14 protein-coding genes are annotated in these 15,139 nt (G+C 72.0%); 13 read left to right on the top strand and 1 reads right to left on the bottom strand.

Annotated elements, in window-relative coordinates:
* Positions 1-19 precede the first annotated feature (19 nt).
* Positions 20-412, top strand: a complete 393-nt coding sequence (locus ACZ56V_RS25065; RefSeq protein ID WP_467383930.1) for a VOC family protein — start codon at positions 20-22, stop codon at positions 410-412.
* Here ACZ56V_RS25065 and ACZ56V_RS25060 read toward each other — a convergent pair.
* Positions 401-1,648: an MFS transporter gene (locus ACZ56V_RS25060; protein WP_468945364.1), complete on the bottom strand. Its 1,248-nt coding sequence runs from the start codon at positions 1,646-1,648 to the stop codon at positions 401-403. The two genes, ACZ56V_RS25065 and ACZ56V_RS25060, sit on opposite strands and share 12 nt — an antisense overlap.
* A 141-nt stretch (positions 1,649-1,789) precedes the next feature.
* Here ACZ56V_RS25060 and ACZ56V_RS25055 point away from each other — a divergent pair, with 141 nt between their 5' ends.
* The 12 genes from ACZ56V_RS25055 to ACZ56V_RS25000 all read left to right on the top strand — a co-directional run bounded on the left by ACZ56V_RS25055 (position 1,790) and on the right by ACZ56V_RS25000 (position 15,084).
* Entirely contained in the window at positions 1,790-2,389 is a 600-nt protein-coding gene (locus ACZ56V_RS25055; RefSeq protein WP_467383928.1) for a TIGR03086 family metal-binding protein, read from the top strand.
* Between the two features lie 166 nt (positions 2,390-2,555).
* Positions 2,556-3,224, top strand: a complete 669-nt coding sequence (locus ACZ56V_RS25050) for a GntR family transcriptional regulator (RefSeq protein WP_398912525.1) — start codon at positions 2,556-2,558, stop codon at positions 3,222-3,224.
* Positions 3,221-4,129, top strand: a complete 909-nt coding sequence (locus ACZ56V_RS25045; protein WP_398912524.1) for a dihydrodipicolinate synthase family protein — start codon at positions 3,221-3,223, stop codon at positions 4,127-4,129. Before ACZ56V_RS25050 ends, ACZ56V_RS25045 begins: the two co-directional genes overlap by 4 nt.
* Entirely contained in the window at positions 4,126-5,874 is a 1,749-nt protein-coding gene (araD, locus tag ACZ56V_RS25040; RefSeq protein WP_467383926.1) for an L-arabinonate dehydratase, read from the top strand. Before ACZ56V_RS25045 ends, araD begins: the two co-directional genes overlap by 4 nt.
* 115 nt (positions 5,875-5,989) lie before the next feature.
* The gene (locus tag ACZ56V_RS25035; protein ID WP_115741493.1) at positions 5,990-6,925 is read left to right on the top strand and encodes a carbohydrate ABC transporter permease; all 936 of its coding nucleotides are present in this window, start codon (positions 5,990-5,992) and stop codon (positions 6,923-6,925) included.
* Positions 6,922-7,821, top strand: a complete 900-nt coding sequence (locus ACZ56V_RS25030; RefSeq protein WP_104634395.1) for a carbohydrate ABC transporter permease — start codon at positions 6,922-6,924, stop codon at positions 7,819-7,821. The genes ACZ56V_RS25035 and ACZ56V_RS25030 overlap by 4 nt, the downstream gene beginning before the upstream one ends.
* The gene (locus ACZ56V_RS25025; protein ID WP_467383924.1) at positions 7,818-8,975 is read left to right on the top strand and encodes a Gfo/Idh/MocA family protein; all 1,158 of its coding nucleotides are present in this window, start codon (positions 7,818-7,820) and stop codon (positions 8,973-8,975) included. The genes ACZ56V_RS25030 and ACZ56V_RS25025 overlap by 4 nt, the downstream gene beginning before the upstream one ends.
* A complete protein-coding gene (locus ACZ56V_RS25020; protein WP_398912521.1) occupies positions 8,972-9,817 on the top strand; it encodes a PmoA family protein in 846 nt (281 codons plus the stop codon). The genes ACZ56V_RS25025 and ACZ56V_RS25020 overlap by 4 nt, the downstream gene beginning before the upstream one ends.
* Positions 9,818-9,837: 20 nt before the next feature.
* A complete protein-coding gene (locus tag ACZ56V_RS25015; RefSeq protein ID WP_467383922.1) occupies positions 9,838-11,358 on the top strand; it encodes a glycoside hydrolase family 43 protein in 1,521 nt (506 codons plus the stop codon).
* A 55-nt stretch (positions 11,359-11,413) separates the two neighbouring features.
* Complete coding sequence (locus ACZ56V_RS25010; protein ID WP_398912519.1) at positions 11,414-12,784, top strand: ABC transporter substrate-binding protein; 1,371 nt, start codon at positions 11,414-11,416, stop codon at positions 12,782-12,784.
* 126 nt (positions 12,785-12,910) lie between these two features.
* Positions 12,911-13,711 (top strand): rhamnogalacturonan acetylesterase, encoded by an 801-nt coding sequence (locus ACZ56V_RS25005; protein ID WP_467383920.1) that lies wholly within the window; start codon positions 12,911-12,913, stop codon positions 13,709-13,711.
* Positions 13,712-13,749: 38 nt separating this feature from the next.
* Positions 13,750-15,084, top strand: coding sequence for a pectate lyase family protein (locus tag ACZ56V_RS25000; protein WP_467383919.1), 1,335 nt, complete (start codon positions 13,750-13,752; stop codon positions 15,082-15,084).
* Positions 15,085-15,139: the final 55 nt, after the last annotated feature.

The raw sequence follows: 15,139 nt of genomic DNA, 5'->3' as shown, positions 1-15,139 counted from the left end.
CTCTTCGAGGGGGATGGCCTTGGAACTCGCCCAGGTCCGCCTGCTGGTCACGGACTTTCCCGGCTGCTACCGCTACTACCGGGACGTCCTGGGGCTGAAGCCGCAGTTCGAGGCGGAGGACGGCCCGTACGCGAAGTTCACCCCCGACGGCGGCACCGCGGGCATCGCCCTGCAGGACCGCGCACAGATGGCCCGGGTACTGGGCGCACTCGCCGACGAGCCGGCCGGCCACCGGTCCCTCGTCGTCCTGCGGGTCGACGACCTGGACCGCTGCTGCCAGGAGATCACCGCGCGGGGAGCCGAGCTCCTCCACGGCCCGGCGCCCATGACGGACCGCATGCGGGTCGCCCACCTCATGGACCCGGCGGGAAACCTCGTCGAACTCCAGGAGTGGCTGGCCCTACGCGGCTGACGGCGTGGGCCGGTCCGCCGGCCTCCGCGCGGTCGCCAGTACCGTCGCCGTCGCCAGTAGCACCGCGCCCACCGCCGGCAGCAGCAGGCGCGGGCCGGTCGGCTCCACCAGGGCCGCGCCCACGGCGAGTCCGAGCACGTTGGGGGTGAGGACCAGGGAGTTGGCCGTCGCCGCGACCCGGCCCAGCAGCGGCCCCGGGGTCTCGCGCTGGACGGCGGTCAGGGCGGCGATCAGCACCGTCGGCAGCCCCGCCCCGATCGCCGCACCGGAGGCGAGGGCCACCGCGTCGTACGGTGCCGCCCGCACCGCCACCGCCACCGCGAACAGGGCGATCCCCGCAGCGGCGAAGCGCCGTCCGCCCAGACGCCGCACGGCCGGTCCGGCGAGCAGCCCCACCACCACCGACCCGGCCCCCTGCACCGCGTACAGCGCACCGGCGTACGCGGGGGAGTGCCCGAGGGCGTCGACGACCGCGTAGACCGTGGCGCCGTTGACGCCCGCGCACAGCATCGTGACGCCGCCCGCGAGGACGAGCGGGCGCAGGCCGGGGTGCCCCCACAGGTACCGGGCGCCCTCGGCCGTGCGGCGCCGCCAGTTCGCCGCGGGGCGCTCCGGCGGCGCCTCCCGTACCCTCAGGGCGGCGTACACACCGGCGGCCAGCACGAACGTGGCCGCGTCCAGCAGCGCCACGCCCGGTCCGCCGTAGGCCGCGTACAGCCCCGCCCCGGCCAGCGGCGCGAGCAGCTTCATGCCCTCGCCCGCGGTCGTGCGCAGGCCGTTGAAGTCGCCGAGCAGCCCCGGGGCGACGGCGGCGGCCACCAGCGCCGACTCGGCCGCGTCGTGGACGACACCCGCCGCGCCGTACACGAAGAGCACCGCGAAGAGCAGCCACAGCGTGTCCCGGGAGTCCACCGCGAAGAGCGTGAGCAGCAGGCAGGCCATCAGCAGGCTCGCGGCGATCAGCAGCGGCCTGCGGCGGACCCGGTCCGTCAGGGTGCCCAGCGCCGGGCCCGCCAGGGTCGGCGCCCACATCGCGAGCATGCACAGCGCCGCCAGCCCGTCCGAGCTGGTGAGATCCTTCACCCACACGCCGGCCGCCAGCCAGAGCGCCGAGGTGCCGAAGCCGGACACCACCACCCCGGCGAGATACAGGCCCGCGTCGCGGTCGCGCAGGACGCGGACCATAGGCCAGGGTCCGTCCGGCCCTGCGGATTTCTTCGTTCCTGCCGTCGTCATACCTGGTCAGCGTGGTCCTAAGGCCCGGGTGCGGGCATCGGGCAGGTGCCCTAATGCCGACCCCGGCGGCCGATGAGTTTCGCGGGTGCCCCGAGTCCACCCTCCGAGAGAGCCGACCGCGCACGTCACGAGGAGCAGCCGATGACCGCCGAGACCACCACCCTCGACCTGGGACCGCAGACGAGGATCCTCACCCGCCTCGCCGACGGTGTGCGCGACGACGGGCTCGCGGACCCGACGCCCTGTCCCGGCATGGCGGTGCGCAACCTGCTCGGCCACCTGACCGGTCTCGCCGTCGCCTTCCGTGACGCCGCGCGCAAGGACCTGGGACCCACCACGGACACCAGCCCCGGGGCATCCGTGCCGGACATCGGGCCCGGCTGGCGCGAGCAGCTGGCCGCCGTGCTCGGGGAACTCGCCGAGGCGTGGCGCGACCCCGAGGCGTGGACCGGCATGACCCGGGCCGGCGGCATCGACCTGCCCGGCGCGGTCGCCGGTGCCGTCGTCGCCGACGAACTGGTCATCCACGGCTGGGACCTGGCCCGCGCGACCGGCCAGGAGTACACCCCCGACGCGGCCGCGCTCCAGGCGGCGCACGGGCTGCTCGCCGCCGCCGCGGCGGAGTCCGAACGGGACCAGGGCATGTTCGGGCCGGTCGTCGCCGTGACCGCCGACGCGCCGCTGCTGGAGCGCGCCGTGGGGCTCAGCGGACGCGACCCGGGCTGGTCCCGCACCGCATAGCGAATCTCGACCGCAGCCAACTTCCTTTGTCAGAAGCATTGACGCCGCCGCGCGCCCCTCTTACCTTCAACGCGTCGTACTCCGTACGTCATATATGAGACGCGATACGCGAGATCTGATGTCCGAGATCTGTCGCGCATCCGACGCGAGATTCCGAGAGGCGCGCATGACCTCTGTGCCCACGCCGATCCCCTCCCGCACGCAGTACGTGCTGGAGGAGATCAAACGCCGCATCCTCACCGGCCGGTTGACGCCCGGCCAGGCCCTGGTCGAGACCGACCTCGCCGCACAGTTCGGGGTGTCCAAGACACCGGTGCGCGAGGCGCTCAAGACCCTGGCCGGTACCGGACTGGTCGTGATGAGCCAGTACAAGGGCGTCACCGTGCGCATGGTGGACGCGGACATGGCGCGCGAGGTCTACGACGTCCGGCTGCTCCTCGAGCCCGAGGCGCTGGGGCGCGCCGTGCGCCGCGGTGCCTCCCTGGACGCCGCCCGGGACGCGCTCACCCAGGCCGACCGGGCCACGGACACGGCCGAACGGTCGCTGGCCAACCGCGAGTTCCACCGCGCCCTGTACCTGCCGTGCGGCAACCCGCTGCTCGGCCGGATGCTCGACGAGGTCCGCGACCAGGCGGCCCTCGTCTCCGCGGTCGCCTGGGCCGCCGACCCCTCCTGGGAGCGGGAGGCCGGCGAGCACCAGGAGATCCTGCGCCTCGCCCTCGCCGGTGACGCGGACGGCGCGGCCCGCGCCCTGCACGCGCACATCGCGTCCTTCGTCGAGCGGGCCTTCCCCGAGGCGGGGACCGCGGCCCAGGAAGAGGACGGTCAGGCATGACAGCGACGTTCGAGACCCAGCGGGCGGCCCTGGCCGACGTGGTGGCGATCCCGGTGACCCCGTTCGCCGAGGACGGCACCGTCGACCCCGCCACCTACCGGGCCCTGCTGCGTCGTCTCCTCGACGGTGGCATCACGACCCTCACTCCCAACGGCAACACCGGCGAGTTCTACGCCCTCTCCCCGGCCGAGCGCCGCCTGGTCACCGAGCTGACGATCGAGGAGACCGGCGAGCGCGCGGACATCCTGGTCGGCGTCGGCCACGACGTGCCGACCGCGGTCGCCTCCGCCCGGCACGCCCGCGACCTGGGCGCCTCCATGGTGATGGTCCACCAGCCTGTCCACCCCTACGTCTCCCAGGGCGGCTGGGTCGACTACCACCGCGCCATCGCCGAGGCCGTGCCCGAACTGGGCGTCGTGCCCTACATCCGCAACGCCCAGCTCACCGGCGCCCGCCTCGCCGACCTCGCCGACGCCTGCCCCAACGTCGTCGGCGTGAAGTACGCCGTCCCCGACGCCGCCAAGTTCGCCGCGTTCGCCCGCGACGCCGGCCTCGACCGCTTCGTCTGGGTCGCGGGGCTCGCCGAGCCGTACGCGCCCTCGTACTTCAGCGCCGGAGCCACCGGCTTCACCTCGGGCCTGGTGAATGTCGCCCCGGCCGTCTCGCTGAACATGATCGAAGCGCTGCGCTCCGGCGACTACCCGGCCGCCATGAAGGTCTGGGAGCAGATCCGCCGCTTCGAGGAACTGCGCGCCGCCAACGGCTCCGCCAACAACGTCACCGTGGTCAAGGAGGCTCTCGCCTCGCTCGGCCTGTGCCGCCGGGAGGTCCGCCCGCCGAGCAAGCCGCTGCCCGAGGACGAGCGCGCCGAAGTCGCCGCCATCGCCGCGGGGTGGTCGATATGACCGACCCCGCCGGAGCGGCCCACCGCAAGCGCCCCGAAGAGCTGCGCAGCCACCAGTGGTACGGCACGGACGGCCTGCGCTCCTTCAGCCACCGCGCCCGCACCCGCCAGCTCGGCTACCTGCCCGAGGAGCACCTCGGCAAGCCCGTCATCGCGATCCTCAACACCTGGTCCGACATCAACCCCTGCCACGTCCACCTGCGCGACCGCGCCCAGGCGGTCAAGCGCGGGGTGTGGCAGGCGGGCGGGTTCCCGCTGGAGTTCCCGGTCTCCACACTCAGCGAGACCTTCCAGAAGCCGACCCCGATGCTCTACCGCAACCTCCTCGCGATGGAGACCGAGGAACTGCTGCGCTCCTACCCGGTCGACGGCGCCGTGCTGATGGGCGGCTGCGACAAGTCCACGCCCGCCCTGCTCATGGGCGCCGCCACGGTGGACCTGCCCGCGGTGTTCGTCCCCGCCGGGCCCATGCTCCCCGGGCACTGGCGCGGCGAGACCCTCGGCTCCGGCACCGACATGTGGAAGTACTGGGACGACAAGCGGGCCGGCCTCATCGGCGACTGCGAGATGCAGGAGCTGGAGAGCGGCCTGGCCCGCTCGCCGGGCCACTGCATGACGATGGGCACCGCCTCCACGCTGACCGCCGCCGCCGAGGCCCTCGGCGTCACCGTCCCGGGTGCCTCCAGCATCCCGGCCGTCGACTCCGGGCACGACCGGATGGCCGCCGCGGCCGGACTGCGCATCGTCGAACTGGTCCACCGGGACCGGAGACTGAGCGACATCCTCACCGCCGACGCCTTCGAGGACGCCGTCACCACCGTGCTCGGCCTCGGCGGCTCCACCAACGCCGTGATCCACCTGATCGCCATGGCGGGCCGCGCGGGCGTCACCCTCACCCTCGACGACTTCGACCGCATCGCCCGCACCGTCCCGGTGCTGGCCAACGTCCGCCCCGGCGGACAGACGTACCTGATGGAGGACTTCCACTTCGCCGGCGGGCTGCCCGGCTTCCTCTCCCGCATCACCGACCTGCTCCACCTCGACCGGCCCACCGTCTCCCACGACACCCTGCGGGAGCAGCTGGACGGCGCCCTCGTCCACCACGACGACGTCATCAGGACCCGCGACAACCCGGTCGCGGCCGAGGGCGGGGTCGCCGTCCTGCGGGGCAACCTCTGCCCGGACGGCGCCGTCATCAAGCACATCGCCGCCGAGCCGCACCTGCTCGAGCACACCGGTCCCGCCGTCGTCTTCGACGACTACAGGACCATGCAGCGCACCATCAACGACCCGGACCTGGGCATCACCGCCGACAGCGTGCTGGTGTTGCGGGGCGCCGGGCCCAAGGGCGGCCCGGGCATGCCCGAGTACGGCATGCTGCCCATCCCCGACCACCTGCTCAAGCAGGGCGTGCGGGACATGGTCCGGATCTCCGACGCGCGGATGAGCGGCACCAGTTACGGCGCGTGCGTGCTGCACGTGGCCCCCGAGTCGTACGTCGGCGGACCGCTCGCCCTGGTGCGCACCGGCGACTCCATCACCCTCGACGTCGAGGCGCGCCTGCTCCGGCTCAACGTGGACGACGAGGAGCTGGAACGCCGCAGGGCCGCCTGGACACCACCGCCGGCCCGCTACGAGCGGGGCTACGGCGCGCTCTACAACGAACAGATCACCCAGGCCGACACCGGCTGCGACTTCGAGTTCCTGGCCCGCCCGGGCAAGGTGCAGGACCCCTACGCGGGCTGAGCCCGCCGACGGCGGGACCCGGCACGCCCCTGCCCATCGAGAAAGCGCTTCCCATCAGCGCACCAGCTCCGCGCATGCCTTGCACGACGTAGACGTACTAGAACGGAGAACTGTCATGGCCCAAGCCGCAGCCGTGGCGAAACCGCCCGCGCCACCCCGGCGGCGCCGTGCCTCGGCCACGCCGCGCAGGCTCCCGTACCTGCTGATCGGACCGGCCGCCCTGCTGATGCTGGGCTTCATCGCCTACCCGGTCATCAGCGTCTTCTACTACAGCCTTCAGGAGTACAACCCCACCAAACCGTGGCGGAACGGCTTCGCGGGCTTCGACAACTTCGTCAGGATCTTCACCGAGGACCCGGTGTTCTGGGACACCCTCGTCTTCAGCGCCAAGTGGGTCTTCGTCGAGGTCGGACTGCAACTGCTCTTCGGTCTGGCCCTGGCACTCATCGTCAACCAGACCTTCGTGGGCCGGGGCATCGGGCGGGCCATGGTCTTCTCCCCCTGGGCGGTCTCCGGCGTCCTGACCTCCGCCATCTGGGTGCTGCTCTACAACTCCCAGACCGGCGTCACCCGTTACCTCGCGGACATGGGCATCGGCTCGTACGGCACCAGCTGGCTGTCCGACACCTCGACCGTGTTCTCCGCCGCGGTGGTCGCCGACCTCTGGCGCGGCGTGCCCTTCTTCGCCATCCTCATCCTCGCCGACCTCCAGTCCGTCTCGAAGGACCTGTACGAGGCCGCCGAGGTCGACGGGGCCAGCCGGCTCAAGCAGTTCTGGCACATCACGCTGCCGCACCTGAAGGACGCCATCATCCTGTCCACGCTGCTGCGCGCGGTGTGGGAGTTCAACAACGTCGACCTGCTCTACACCCTGACCGGCGGCGGACCCGCCGGCGAGACCACGACGTTGCCCCTGTACATCGCCAACACCAGCGTCGACGCCCACGACTTCGGCTACGCGTCGGCCCTCACCACGGTCGCGTTCGTGATCCTGCTCTTCTGCTCGATCGTCTACCTGCGGCTGAGCAAGTTCGGAGGCGAGAACAAGTGATCACCAAGGAGGCCACCGCGCCCGCTCCCGCGCCCGCGCGGACCGACCACGAACCGCCGCGGCCGGCGAAGAAGCGCCGCCCGGCCTGGGACGAGGTCCCCCGCTGGCAGATCTACCTTCCGCTCGGGATCTACCTGGTCTTCACCCTGATCCCGTTCTACTGGATCCTGCTCTTCGCGGTGCGCCCGGCCGGCTCGACCTCGCTCGTGCCCTGGCCGATGACCACCGAGCACTTCGAGAAGGTGTGGACCGACCGCGGCTTCGGCACCTACTTCGAGAACAGCGTGTACGTCGGGCTCGCGACCCTCGTGATGACCACGCTCGTCGCGCTGGCCGGCGGCTACGCCCTCGCCCGGTTCGACTTCAAGATCAAGCGGGTCTTCATGCTCGCCCTGCTCTGCTCCCAGTTCGTGCCCGGCGCGCTGCTCCTGGTGCCGCTGTTCGAGATCTTCGCCGGGCTCCAGATGATCAACTCGCTGGGCAGCGTCATCATCGCCGAGACGGTCTTCCAGCTGCCGCTGTCGATCATCCTGATCAGCAACTTCATCAAGAACGTGCCGTACTCGCTGGAGGAGGCCGCCTGGGTCGACGGCTGCGGCCGGTTCCGGGCCTTCCGGATCGTCGTACTGCCGCTGCTGCGGCCCGGCCTGATCGCGGTGGGTTCCTTCGCCTTCGTGCACTCCTGGAACCACTTCCTGTTCGCCCTGATGTTCCTCAACAACCAGCACAAGCAGACCATCCCGGTCGGCCTCAACTCCCTGATGAGCGCGGACAGCGTCGACCTCGGCGCGCTCGCCGCCGGCGGCATCGTCGCCGCCGTCCCCGTCGTGATCGTCTTCGCCTTCATCCAGAAGTGGCTGATCACCGGCTTCAGCGCGGGGGCGGTGAAGGGATGAACCCGGTTCCCGTCGTCCTCGCCGGCGCCCGCGGCCACGGCCGCTGGCACGTCGCCAACATCCGCCGCCTGGAGCGGGCGGGACTGGTCCGGCTGGCCGGCATCTGCGAGCTGACCCCGCTGACCGAGCAGGAGGCAGAGGGAGAACTCCCCGAGCAGTCCGCCGACTTCGCCGCCCTGCTCGACTCCACCGGCGCCCGGATCGCCGTGATCTGCACGCCGATCCCCACCCACACCGACCTCGCCCTGACCGCCGCCCGCCGGGGAGTGCACCTGCTCCTCGAAAAGCCCCCGGCGCCGTCGTACGCCGAGTTCCGGCGGATGGCCGACGGGGTCGCGGAGACCGGCGTCGCCTGCCAGATCGGCTTCCAGTCACTGGGCTCGCACGCGGTCCCCGCCATCCGGGAGCTGGTGGCCGAGGGCGCGATCGGCGAGGTCGTGGGCATCGGCGGGGCCGGGGCGTGGGTGCGCGACGAGGCCTACTTCCGCCGGGCACCCTGGTCCGGCAAGCGGCGGCTGAACGGCGCCGACGTGATCGACGGCGCGCTGACCAACCCGCTGGCGCACGCCGTCGCCACCGCCCTCGCGCTCGGCGGCACCGCCCGCGCCGAGGACGTCACCGGCATCGAGACCGAGCTGAGCCACGCCAACGACATCGAGGCCGACGACACCTCCTGCGTGCGGATCGGCACCGCACGCGGGCACCGCGTCACCGTCGCCGCGACCCTGTGCGCGGAGCGTGCCGACGAGCCGTACGTCCTGGTGCACGGCTCCAGCGGGCGCGTCACCTTCTGGTACAAGCAGGACCGCGTCCTGCTCCAGCGGGGCGGCCACGGCCCCGAGGAGGTCCACCACGACCGCACCGACCTGCTGGAGAACCTGGTCGACCACCTCGCCACCGGAGCCCCGCTGCTGGTCCCGCCGGACGAGACGGGCGCCTTCATGCGGGTCGTCGAGGCGATCCGCCGGGCCCCCGACCCGGAGCCGCTGCCCGCCGCCGCCTGGCGCCGCGTCCCCGGGGAGGACCGCCGCGTGGTCCCCGGCATCGACGCATTCGTGGCCGCCGCCGCCGACACCCTCTCCCTCTACTCCGAACTGGGCGCGCCCTGGGCGCCGCGCACCGAGCACCCGCGTGACGAGGTGAGCACCCGATGACCGGCAACGACTCCCCGGTGCTGCGCGTGGCGGGCCGCCCCGTCGCCCGGTACGTGACCCGGCCCGAGCTGCCGTACCGGCTCTCGCCGCGCCCCTACCTGCACCCCGTCACCACCCTGGCCGGCACGGCCGTCACCGAGTTCAGCCCCGCCGACCACCTCCATCACCTCGGCGTCGGTGTCGCCGTTCCCGACGTCGAGGGGCACAACTTCTGGGGCGGGCGCACCTTCGTCCGCGACAAGGGGCCGACCGAGCTGGACAACCACGGCACCCAGCGGCACACCGCCTTCCAGCTCCGCGACCCCGACGGATTCGTCGAGGAACTGCGCTGGGTCGCCGCGGGCACCGAGCTGCTGCGCGAGCGCCGCACGGTCGCGGCCACCGAACTCACCGGCACCGCCTGGGCGCTGGACTTCACCTTCTCCCTCACCAACACCACCCCGGACCCGCTCACCCTCGGCAGCCCCGCCACCAACGGGCGCCCCGGCGCGGCCTACGGCGGCTTCTTCTGGCGCGCCCGCAAGGAGAACGCGGCGCCCGGCGTCTTCACCGCCGACCGGGAGGGAGAGCGCGAGGTGCACGGCAGGGGCGCCGACTGGCTCGCCATGACCGGGGAGACCTGGTCGCTGGTGTTCGCCGGCGCCACCGAACGCACCCGGCGCGACCCGTGGTTCGTGCGCACCGAGGAGTACCCGGGCGTCGGTTCCTCGCTGGCCCACGACGACCGGGTGACCGTCGCCCCGGGCGACACCCTGGTCCGCCGGATCGTCACCGTGGTCGCCGACGGCCGCCTCGACGCCGACGGCGCCGCCGCCCTGGTGCGCAAGGCGGTGAGCCCGTGACCGCCGCCGAGAGTACGGGGATGTACACCAACCCCGTCCTGAACGCAGACTGGTCCGACCCGGACGTGATCCGCGTCGGCGACGACTTCTACCTGACCGCGTCCAGCTTCGGCCGCGTACCCGGCCTGCCCCTGCTGCACTCCCGCAACCTGGTCGACTGGACCCTGGTCGGGCACGCCCTGGAGCGCCTGGAGCCCGAGCGGGAGTTCGCGCGGCCCCGGCACGACTGCGGCGTCTGGGCACCGTCCCTGCGTCACCACGCCAACCGGTTCTGGATCTTCTGGGGCGACCCCGACCAGGGTGTCTTCCAGGTCAACGCCCCCGACATCCGGGGCCCGTGGACCGCGCCCCACCTGGTCAAGGCGGGCAAGGGCCTGATCGATCCCTGCCCCCTGTGGGACGAGGAGACCGGCGAGGCGTACCTCGTGCACGCCTGGGCCCGCTCCCGTTCCGGGATCAAGAACCGCCTCACCGGCCACCGCATGCGCCCCGACGGCACCGGACTCCTCGACGAGGGCAAGGTGATCGTCGACGCCGACCGGCTGCCCGGCTGGTTCACCCTGGAGGGCCCCAAGCTCTACCGGCACGACGGCTGGTACTGGATCCTCGCCCCCGCCGGATCGGTGGAGACCGGCTGGCAGGGCGCCTTCCGCTCCCGCGAGTTCTTCGGACCGTACGAGGAGAAGGTCGTCCTGGAACAGAAGGACACCGACGTCAACGGCCCCCACCAGGGCGGCTGGGTGCGCACGGCTTCCGACGAGGACTGGTTCCTGCACTTCCAGCAGCGCGGCGCGTACGGCAGGGTGGTCCACCTCCAGCCGATGCGGTGGGAAACGGACGGCTGGCCGGTCCTCGGCGACGACGGCGCCCCGGTCACCGGGCACGCGCGTCCCGCCCTGCCCCCGCAGCCCGCCGCCGCGCCCGCGACCGACGACGACTTCCCCGGCGGACGGTTCGGCCGCCAGTGGTCGTGGACGGCCAACCCCCGCGAGGGCTGGGCCACCCAGCACGCCGGGGACGGGCTGCGCCTCGCCTGCGTCCGCTCGGCCGACGCGCACGATCTGCGCCTGCTGCCCAGCGTCCTCACCCAGCGCTTCCCCGGCGAGCCCTCGGTGATCGAGGTCGAGCTGCGCCTGGACAGCGAGGAACCCGGCGCGCGGGCCGGGCTCGCGGTCCTCGGCGACGCCTACCGCTGGACCGGACTCCAGCGGGACCCCGACGGGACCGTGCACCTGGTGCACCGGTTCGCCGAGTCGGTGGCCGATACCGAGCGGGACGCCGACCGGCCCCGCCCCGCGCCCGGAGGACGGGCCCGGCTGCGGATCGAGACGGTCCCCGGGGCACGCTGCCGCTTCTCCTACGACCTCGGCGACGACGATCCCGGCGGCGGCCCGCATCCCGTCGGCCGGGAGTTCGCCGCCACCCCCTGGCGCTGGGTCGGCGCGCTGCTCGGCCTGTTCGCCCTCGCGCCCGCCGGCCAGGGACACGCCGGCACCGCCACCTTCACGCGGTTCCGCGTCGGGCCCCACCGAACCCACTGAACCCCCACGTTGTCGTTCCACCGCTTTGTTCGATCCAGAAGAAGAGAGCCGACCAATGAGGATCAGCATGCTCAGCAGCAGAGACAAAGGCACAGTCAGGCGCCGGACGTCCGCCGCCGTCGCCCTGGGGGCCGTGCTCGCGCTGACCGCCACCGCCTGCGGTGACGACGGCAGCGGGGCGGGCGGCGACAAGGGTGCCGAGGGCAGCGGCAAGGGGAAGATCGTCTTCTGGGACAACAACGGCGGCATCCGCACGGCCGTCTGGAAGGAGATCATCGCCGACTTCGAGAAGGCGAACCCGGACATCGACGTGGAGTACGTCGGGATCGCCGCCACCGAGTACCAGTCCAAGGTCGACACCGCCATCCAGGGCGGCGGCCTGCCGGACGTCGGCGGCGTGACGGCGTCGATGCTCGCGGGCTTCTCCGCCCAGGGCGCCCTGGAGCCGCTGGACGAGCGGCTCACCAAGTCCTCCCTGAACGGCAAGCTCAACAAGGACATGGTCGAGTCCCTGAAGGCCGCCGGCGGTGGCGACGGCACCCTGTACTCGATGCCCAGCTCCGCCAACAACGGCGTCCTCTACTACCGCACCGACCTGTTCGAGAAGGCCGGTCTCGACGCGCCGACGACGTGGGACAAGTTCTACGAAGCCGCCGAGAAGCTGACGAACACGGGCAAGAACGAGTTCGGCTACACCATCCGCGGCGGCTCCGGATCCATCGCTCAGGCCTTCGACGCGATGTACGGGCAGTCCGGCATCACCTCGTTCTGGGACGCCGACAAGAAGAAGACGACGGTCAACGACCCGAAGAACGTCGAGGCGCTGGAGAAGTACGCGGCCCTCTACAAGAAGGTCACGCCGGCCGCCGACGTCAACAACGACTTCGCCAAGATGGTCGCCCAGTGGGACACCGGCACCATCGGCATGGTCAACCACAACCTCGGCTCCTACCAGGACCACGTGAAGGCGCTCGGCGTCGGCAAGTTCCGCGGCATCCCGCAGCCGGTCGGTGCTTCCGGCAAGCGGGTCCAGGTCTCCAACCCGGTCGACGGGCTCGGCATGTTCAAGAGCTCGAAGAACAAGGAGGCCGCCTGGAAGTTCATCGAGTTCGCCACGTCGAAGGAGCAGAACTCGAAGTTCAACGAGTCGGCCGGGCAGGTGCCGTCCAACACCGAGGCCGCGAACGACGCGTGGATCCAGAAGGCCGAGCCCACGAAGCTGGCGGCGCAGGCGCTGAACGACGGGTCCACGACCATCGTCCAGCTGCCGTACTACCTGCCGGACTGGAACACGCTGTCCAAGTCGGAGAGTGAGCCGGCGTTCCAGAAGGTGCTGCTGGGTGACATGAGTGCGGAGGATTTCCTGGACGGGCTGGCCGAGAAGCTGAATGAGGCGCAGGCCGAGTGGACGGAGCAGATGGGTTAGTCGGCGGTTCCGGTTTCGCCGTGGGCGGTCCGTGGTTCGTCGCGGGCTGCGGGCCGTCCGTGGTTGATCGCGCAGTTCCCCGCGCCCCTGGGGGACTTCCCTTCCCTCTCTTGAAAGGCACTCAGCGTGTCACTCAGCCGAAGACAGGTCACTGCAGCTGCCGTCTCCTCCATTCCCCTGGCGTTCGCCGCCACGCAAACCGCCCATGCCGGTGGGCGTCGCCGCCGCACTCTCTTCGTCGCCGGGGACTCCACCGCCGCGCAGAAGTACTCCGACGCCGCGCCCGAGACCGGGTGGGGCATGGCGTTGCCCTTCTTTCTTCGCACGGAGTTGGGGGTCGCCAACCACGCCGTGAACGGGCGGAGTTCCAAGAGCTTCGTCGACGAGGGGCGGCTCGACGTCGTCCTCGGGGCGGTCCGGCCCGGTGACCTCCTGCTGATCCAGTTCGCGCACAACGACGAGAAGGACGAGGACCCCGCCCGCTACACGGAGCCCTGGACGACGTACCAGGACTACCTGCGGCTCTACGTCGAGGGCGCGCGGGCCCGCGGGGCGCGGCCGGTGCTGGCCACGCCCGCCGAGCGGCGGCGGTTCGACGCCGAGGGGAACGCCCTGCCCAGCCACGGGGAGTACCCGGCGGCGATGCGGGCGCTGGCGCGGGAGGAGGGCGTGGCGCTGCTCGACGTGCAGGCGCTGTCGCTCGCGCTGTGGCAGCGGCTCGGCGTCGAGGGGACCAAGGCGTACTTCAACTGGACCGCCACCGAGCAGGACAACACCCACTTCAATCCGCCGGGCGCGATCGAGGTCGCCCGGATCGTCGCCCGGGAGCTGCTGCGCGGGCGCGTACTGGCGCACCGGGACGTGCGCCGGCTGGACGAGGAGATCCCCGAGTCCTGGATCAGCTGGCCCGCGCCAACCACCGCGTAACACCTCGACCGACCCCCAGAACAAGGGAGAGCCGCACCATGAGCACGCATGGATGGCATGGGCATGCCATGAAGAGAGCGGCCGCGCTCGCCGGCTGCACCGCCCTCGTACTGAGCCTGACCGCCGCCACGGCCGAGGCCCGCCCCGGCCACCACCACCCCCGGGACACCGCCCGGCAGACGCTGCCCGTGGGCGACGGCTGGGCCTCCCACGGCACCGGTACCACCGGCGGGGCCGACGCCGACGCGGAGCACGTGTACACCGTCTCCACCTGGGCCGAGTTCAAGGCCGCTCTCGCCGTCGAGGGCACCGCGCCCCGGATCATCAAGGTCAAGGGCACCGTCGACGCCGTCTCGGAGGGCTGCGAGGCCTTCGCCGCGCCCGGCTACGACTTCGACGCCTACCTGGAGAAGTACTCCCCGGAGAACTGGGGCAGGGAGACCGACCTGAGCGCCGAGCCCGACGACAGCCCCGAGGGCCTGCGCCGCGCCTCCGCCGCACAGCAGGACCGGGCCATCAAGGCGAACGTCCCCTCCAACACCACCATCATCGGCGTCGGCCGGGGCGCCGCGCTCAAGGGCGCCAGCCTCCAGATCAAGGACGTGGACAACGTCATCGTCCGCAACCTGGCCTTCGAGAGCCCCGTGGACTGCTTCCCGCAGTGGGACCCGACGGACGGGGACCGGGGCAACTGGAACTCCGAGTACGACAGCGCCGTCGTGTACGGGTCGACGCACGTGTGGCTGGACCACAACACCTTCACCGACGGCGAGCACCCCGACAGCGCGGCGCCCACCTACTTCGGCATGCTCTACCAGCAGCACGACGGCCAGCTGGACATCGTGAAGGGCGCCGACTACGTCACCGCCTCCTGGAACGTCTTCACCGAGCACGACAAGACCATCCTGATCGGCAACAGCGACAGCGAGTCCACCGCCGCCGTCGACCGCGGCCACCTGAGGGCGACCTTCCACCACAACCTGTTCAAGAACCTCGTCGAGCGCGCGCCCCGCGTCCGCTTCGGCCAGGTCGACGTCTACAACAACCACTTCGTGGCCTCGGACGACTACGCCTACAGCTTCGGCGTCGGCAAGGAGTCCGCCCTGGTCGCCGAGCACAACGCCTTCACCCTGCCGGCCGGAGTCAGCCCCGCGAAGGTGCTCAAGCGCTGGAACGACTCGCCGCTCAGCGCCGCCCACAACCGCGTCAACGGCCGCACCGTCGATCTGATCGCGGCCCACAACGCCGAGAACCCGGACGCCGCACTCCGCTCCGGCGCGGGCTGGACGCCCACGCTGCGCACCCGGGTGCTGCCTGCCCGGGCGGTCCCCTTCGTCGTCGACCACGGCGCGGGCGCCGGCCGGCTGCGCTGACCCCCGTCCCCCGAACCGGGCCGGGGCGCCCGCACCGCCCCGGCCCACCCCGCCC

Source organism: Streptomyces sp. NPDC034099 (genome assembly GCF_055575415.1).
The sequence above is the reverse complement of the archived record's forward strand: the minus strand, read 5'-3'. Positions and strand labels throughout refer to the sequence as shown.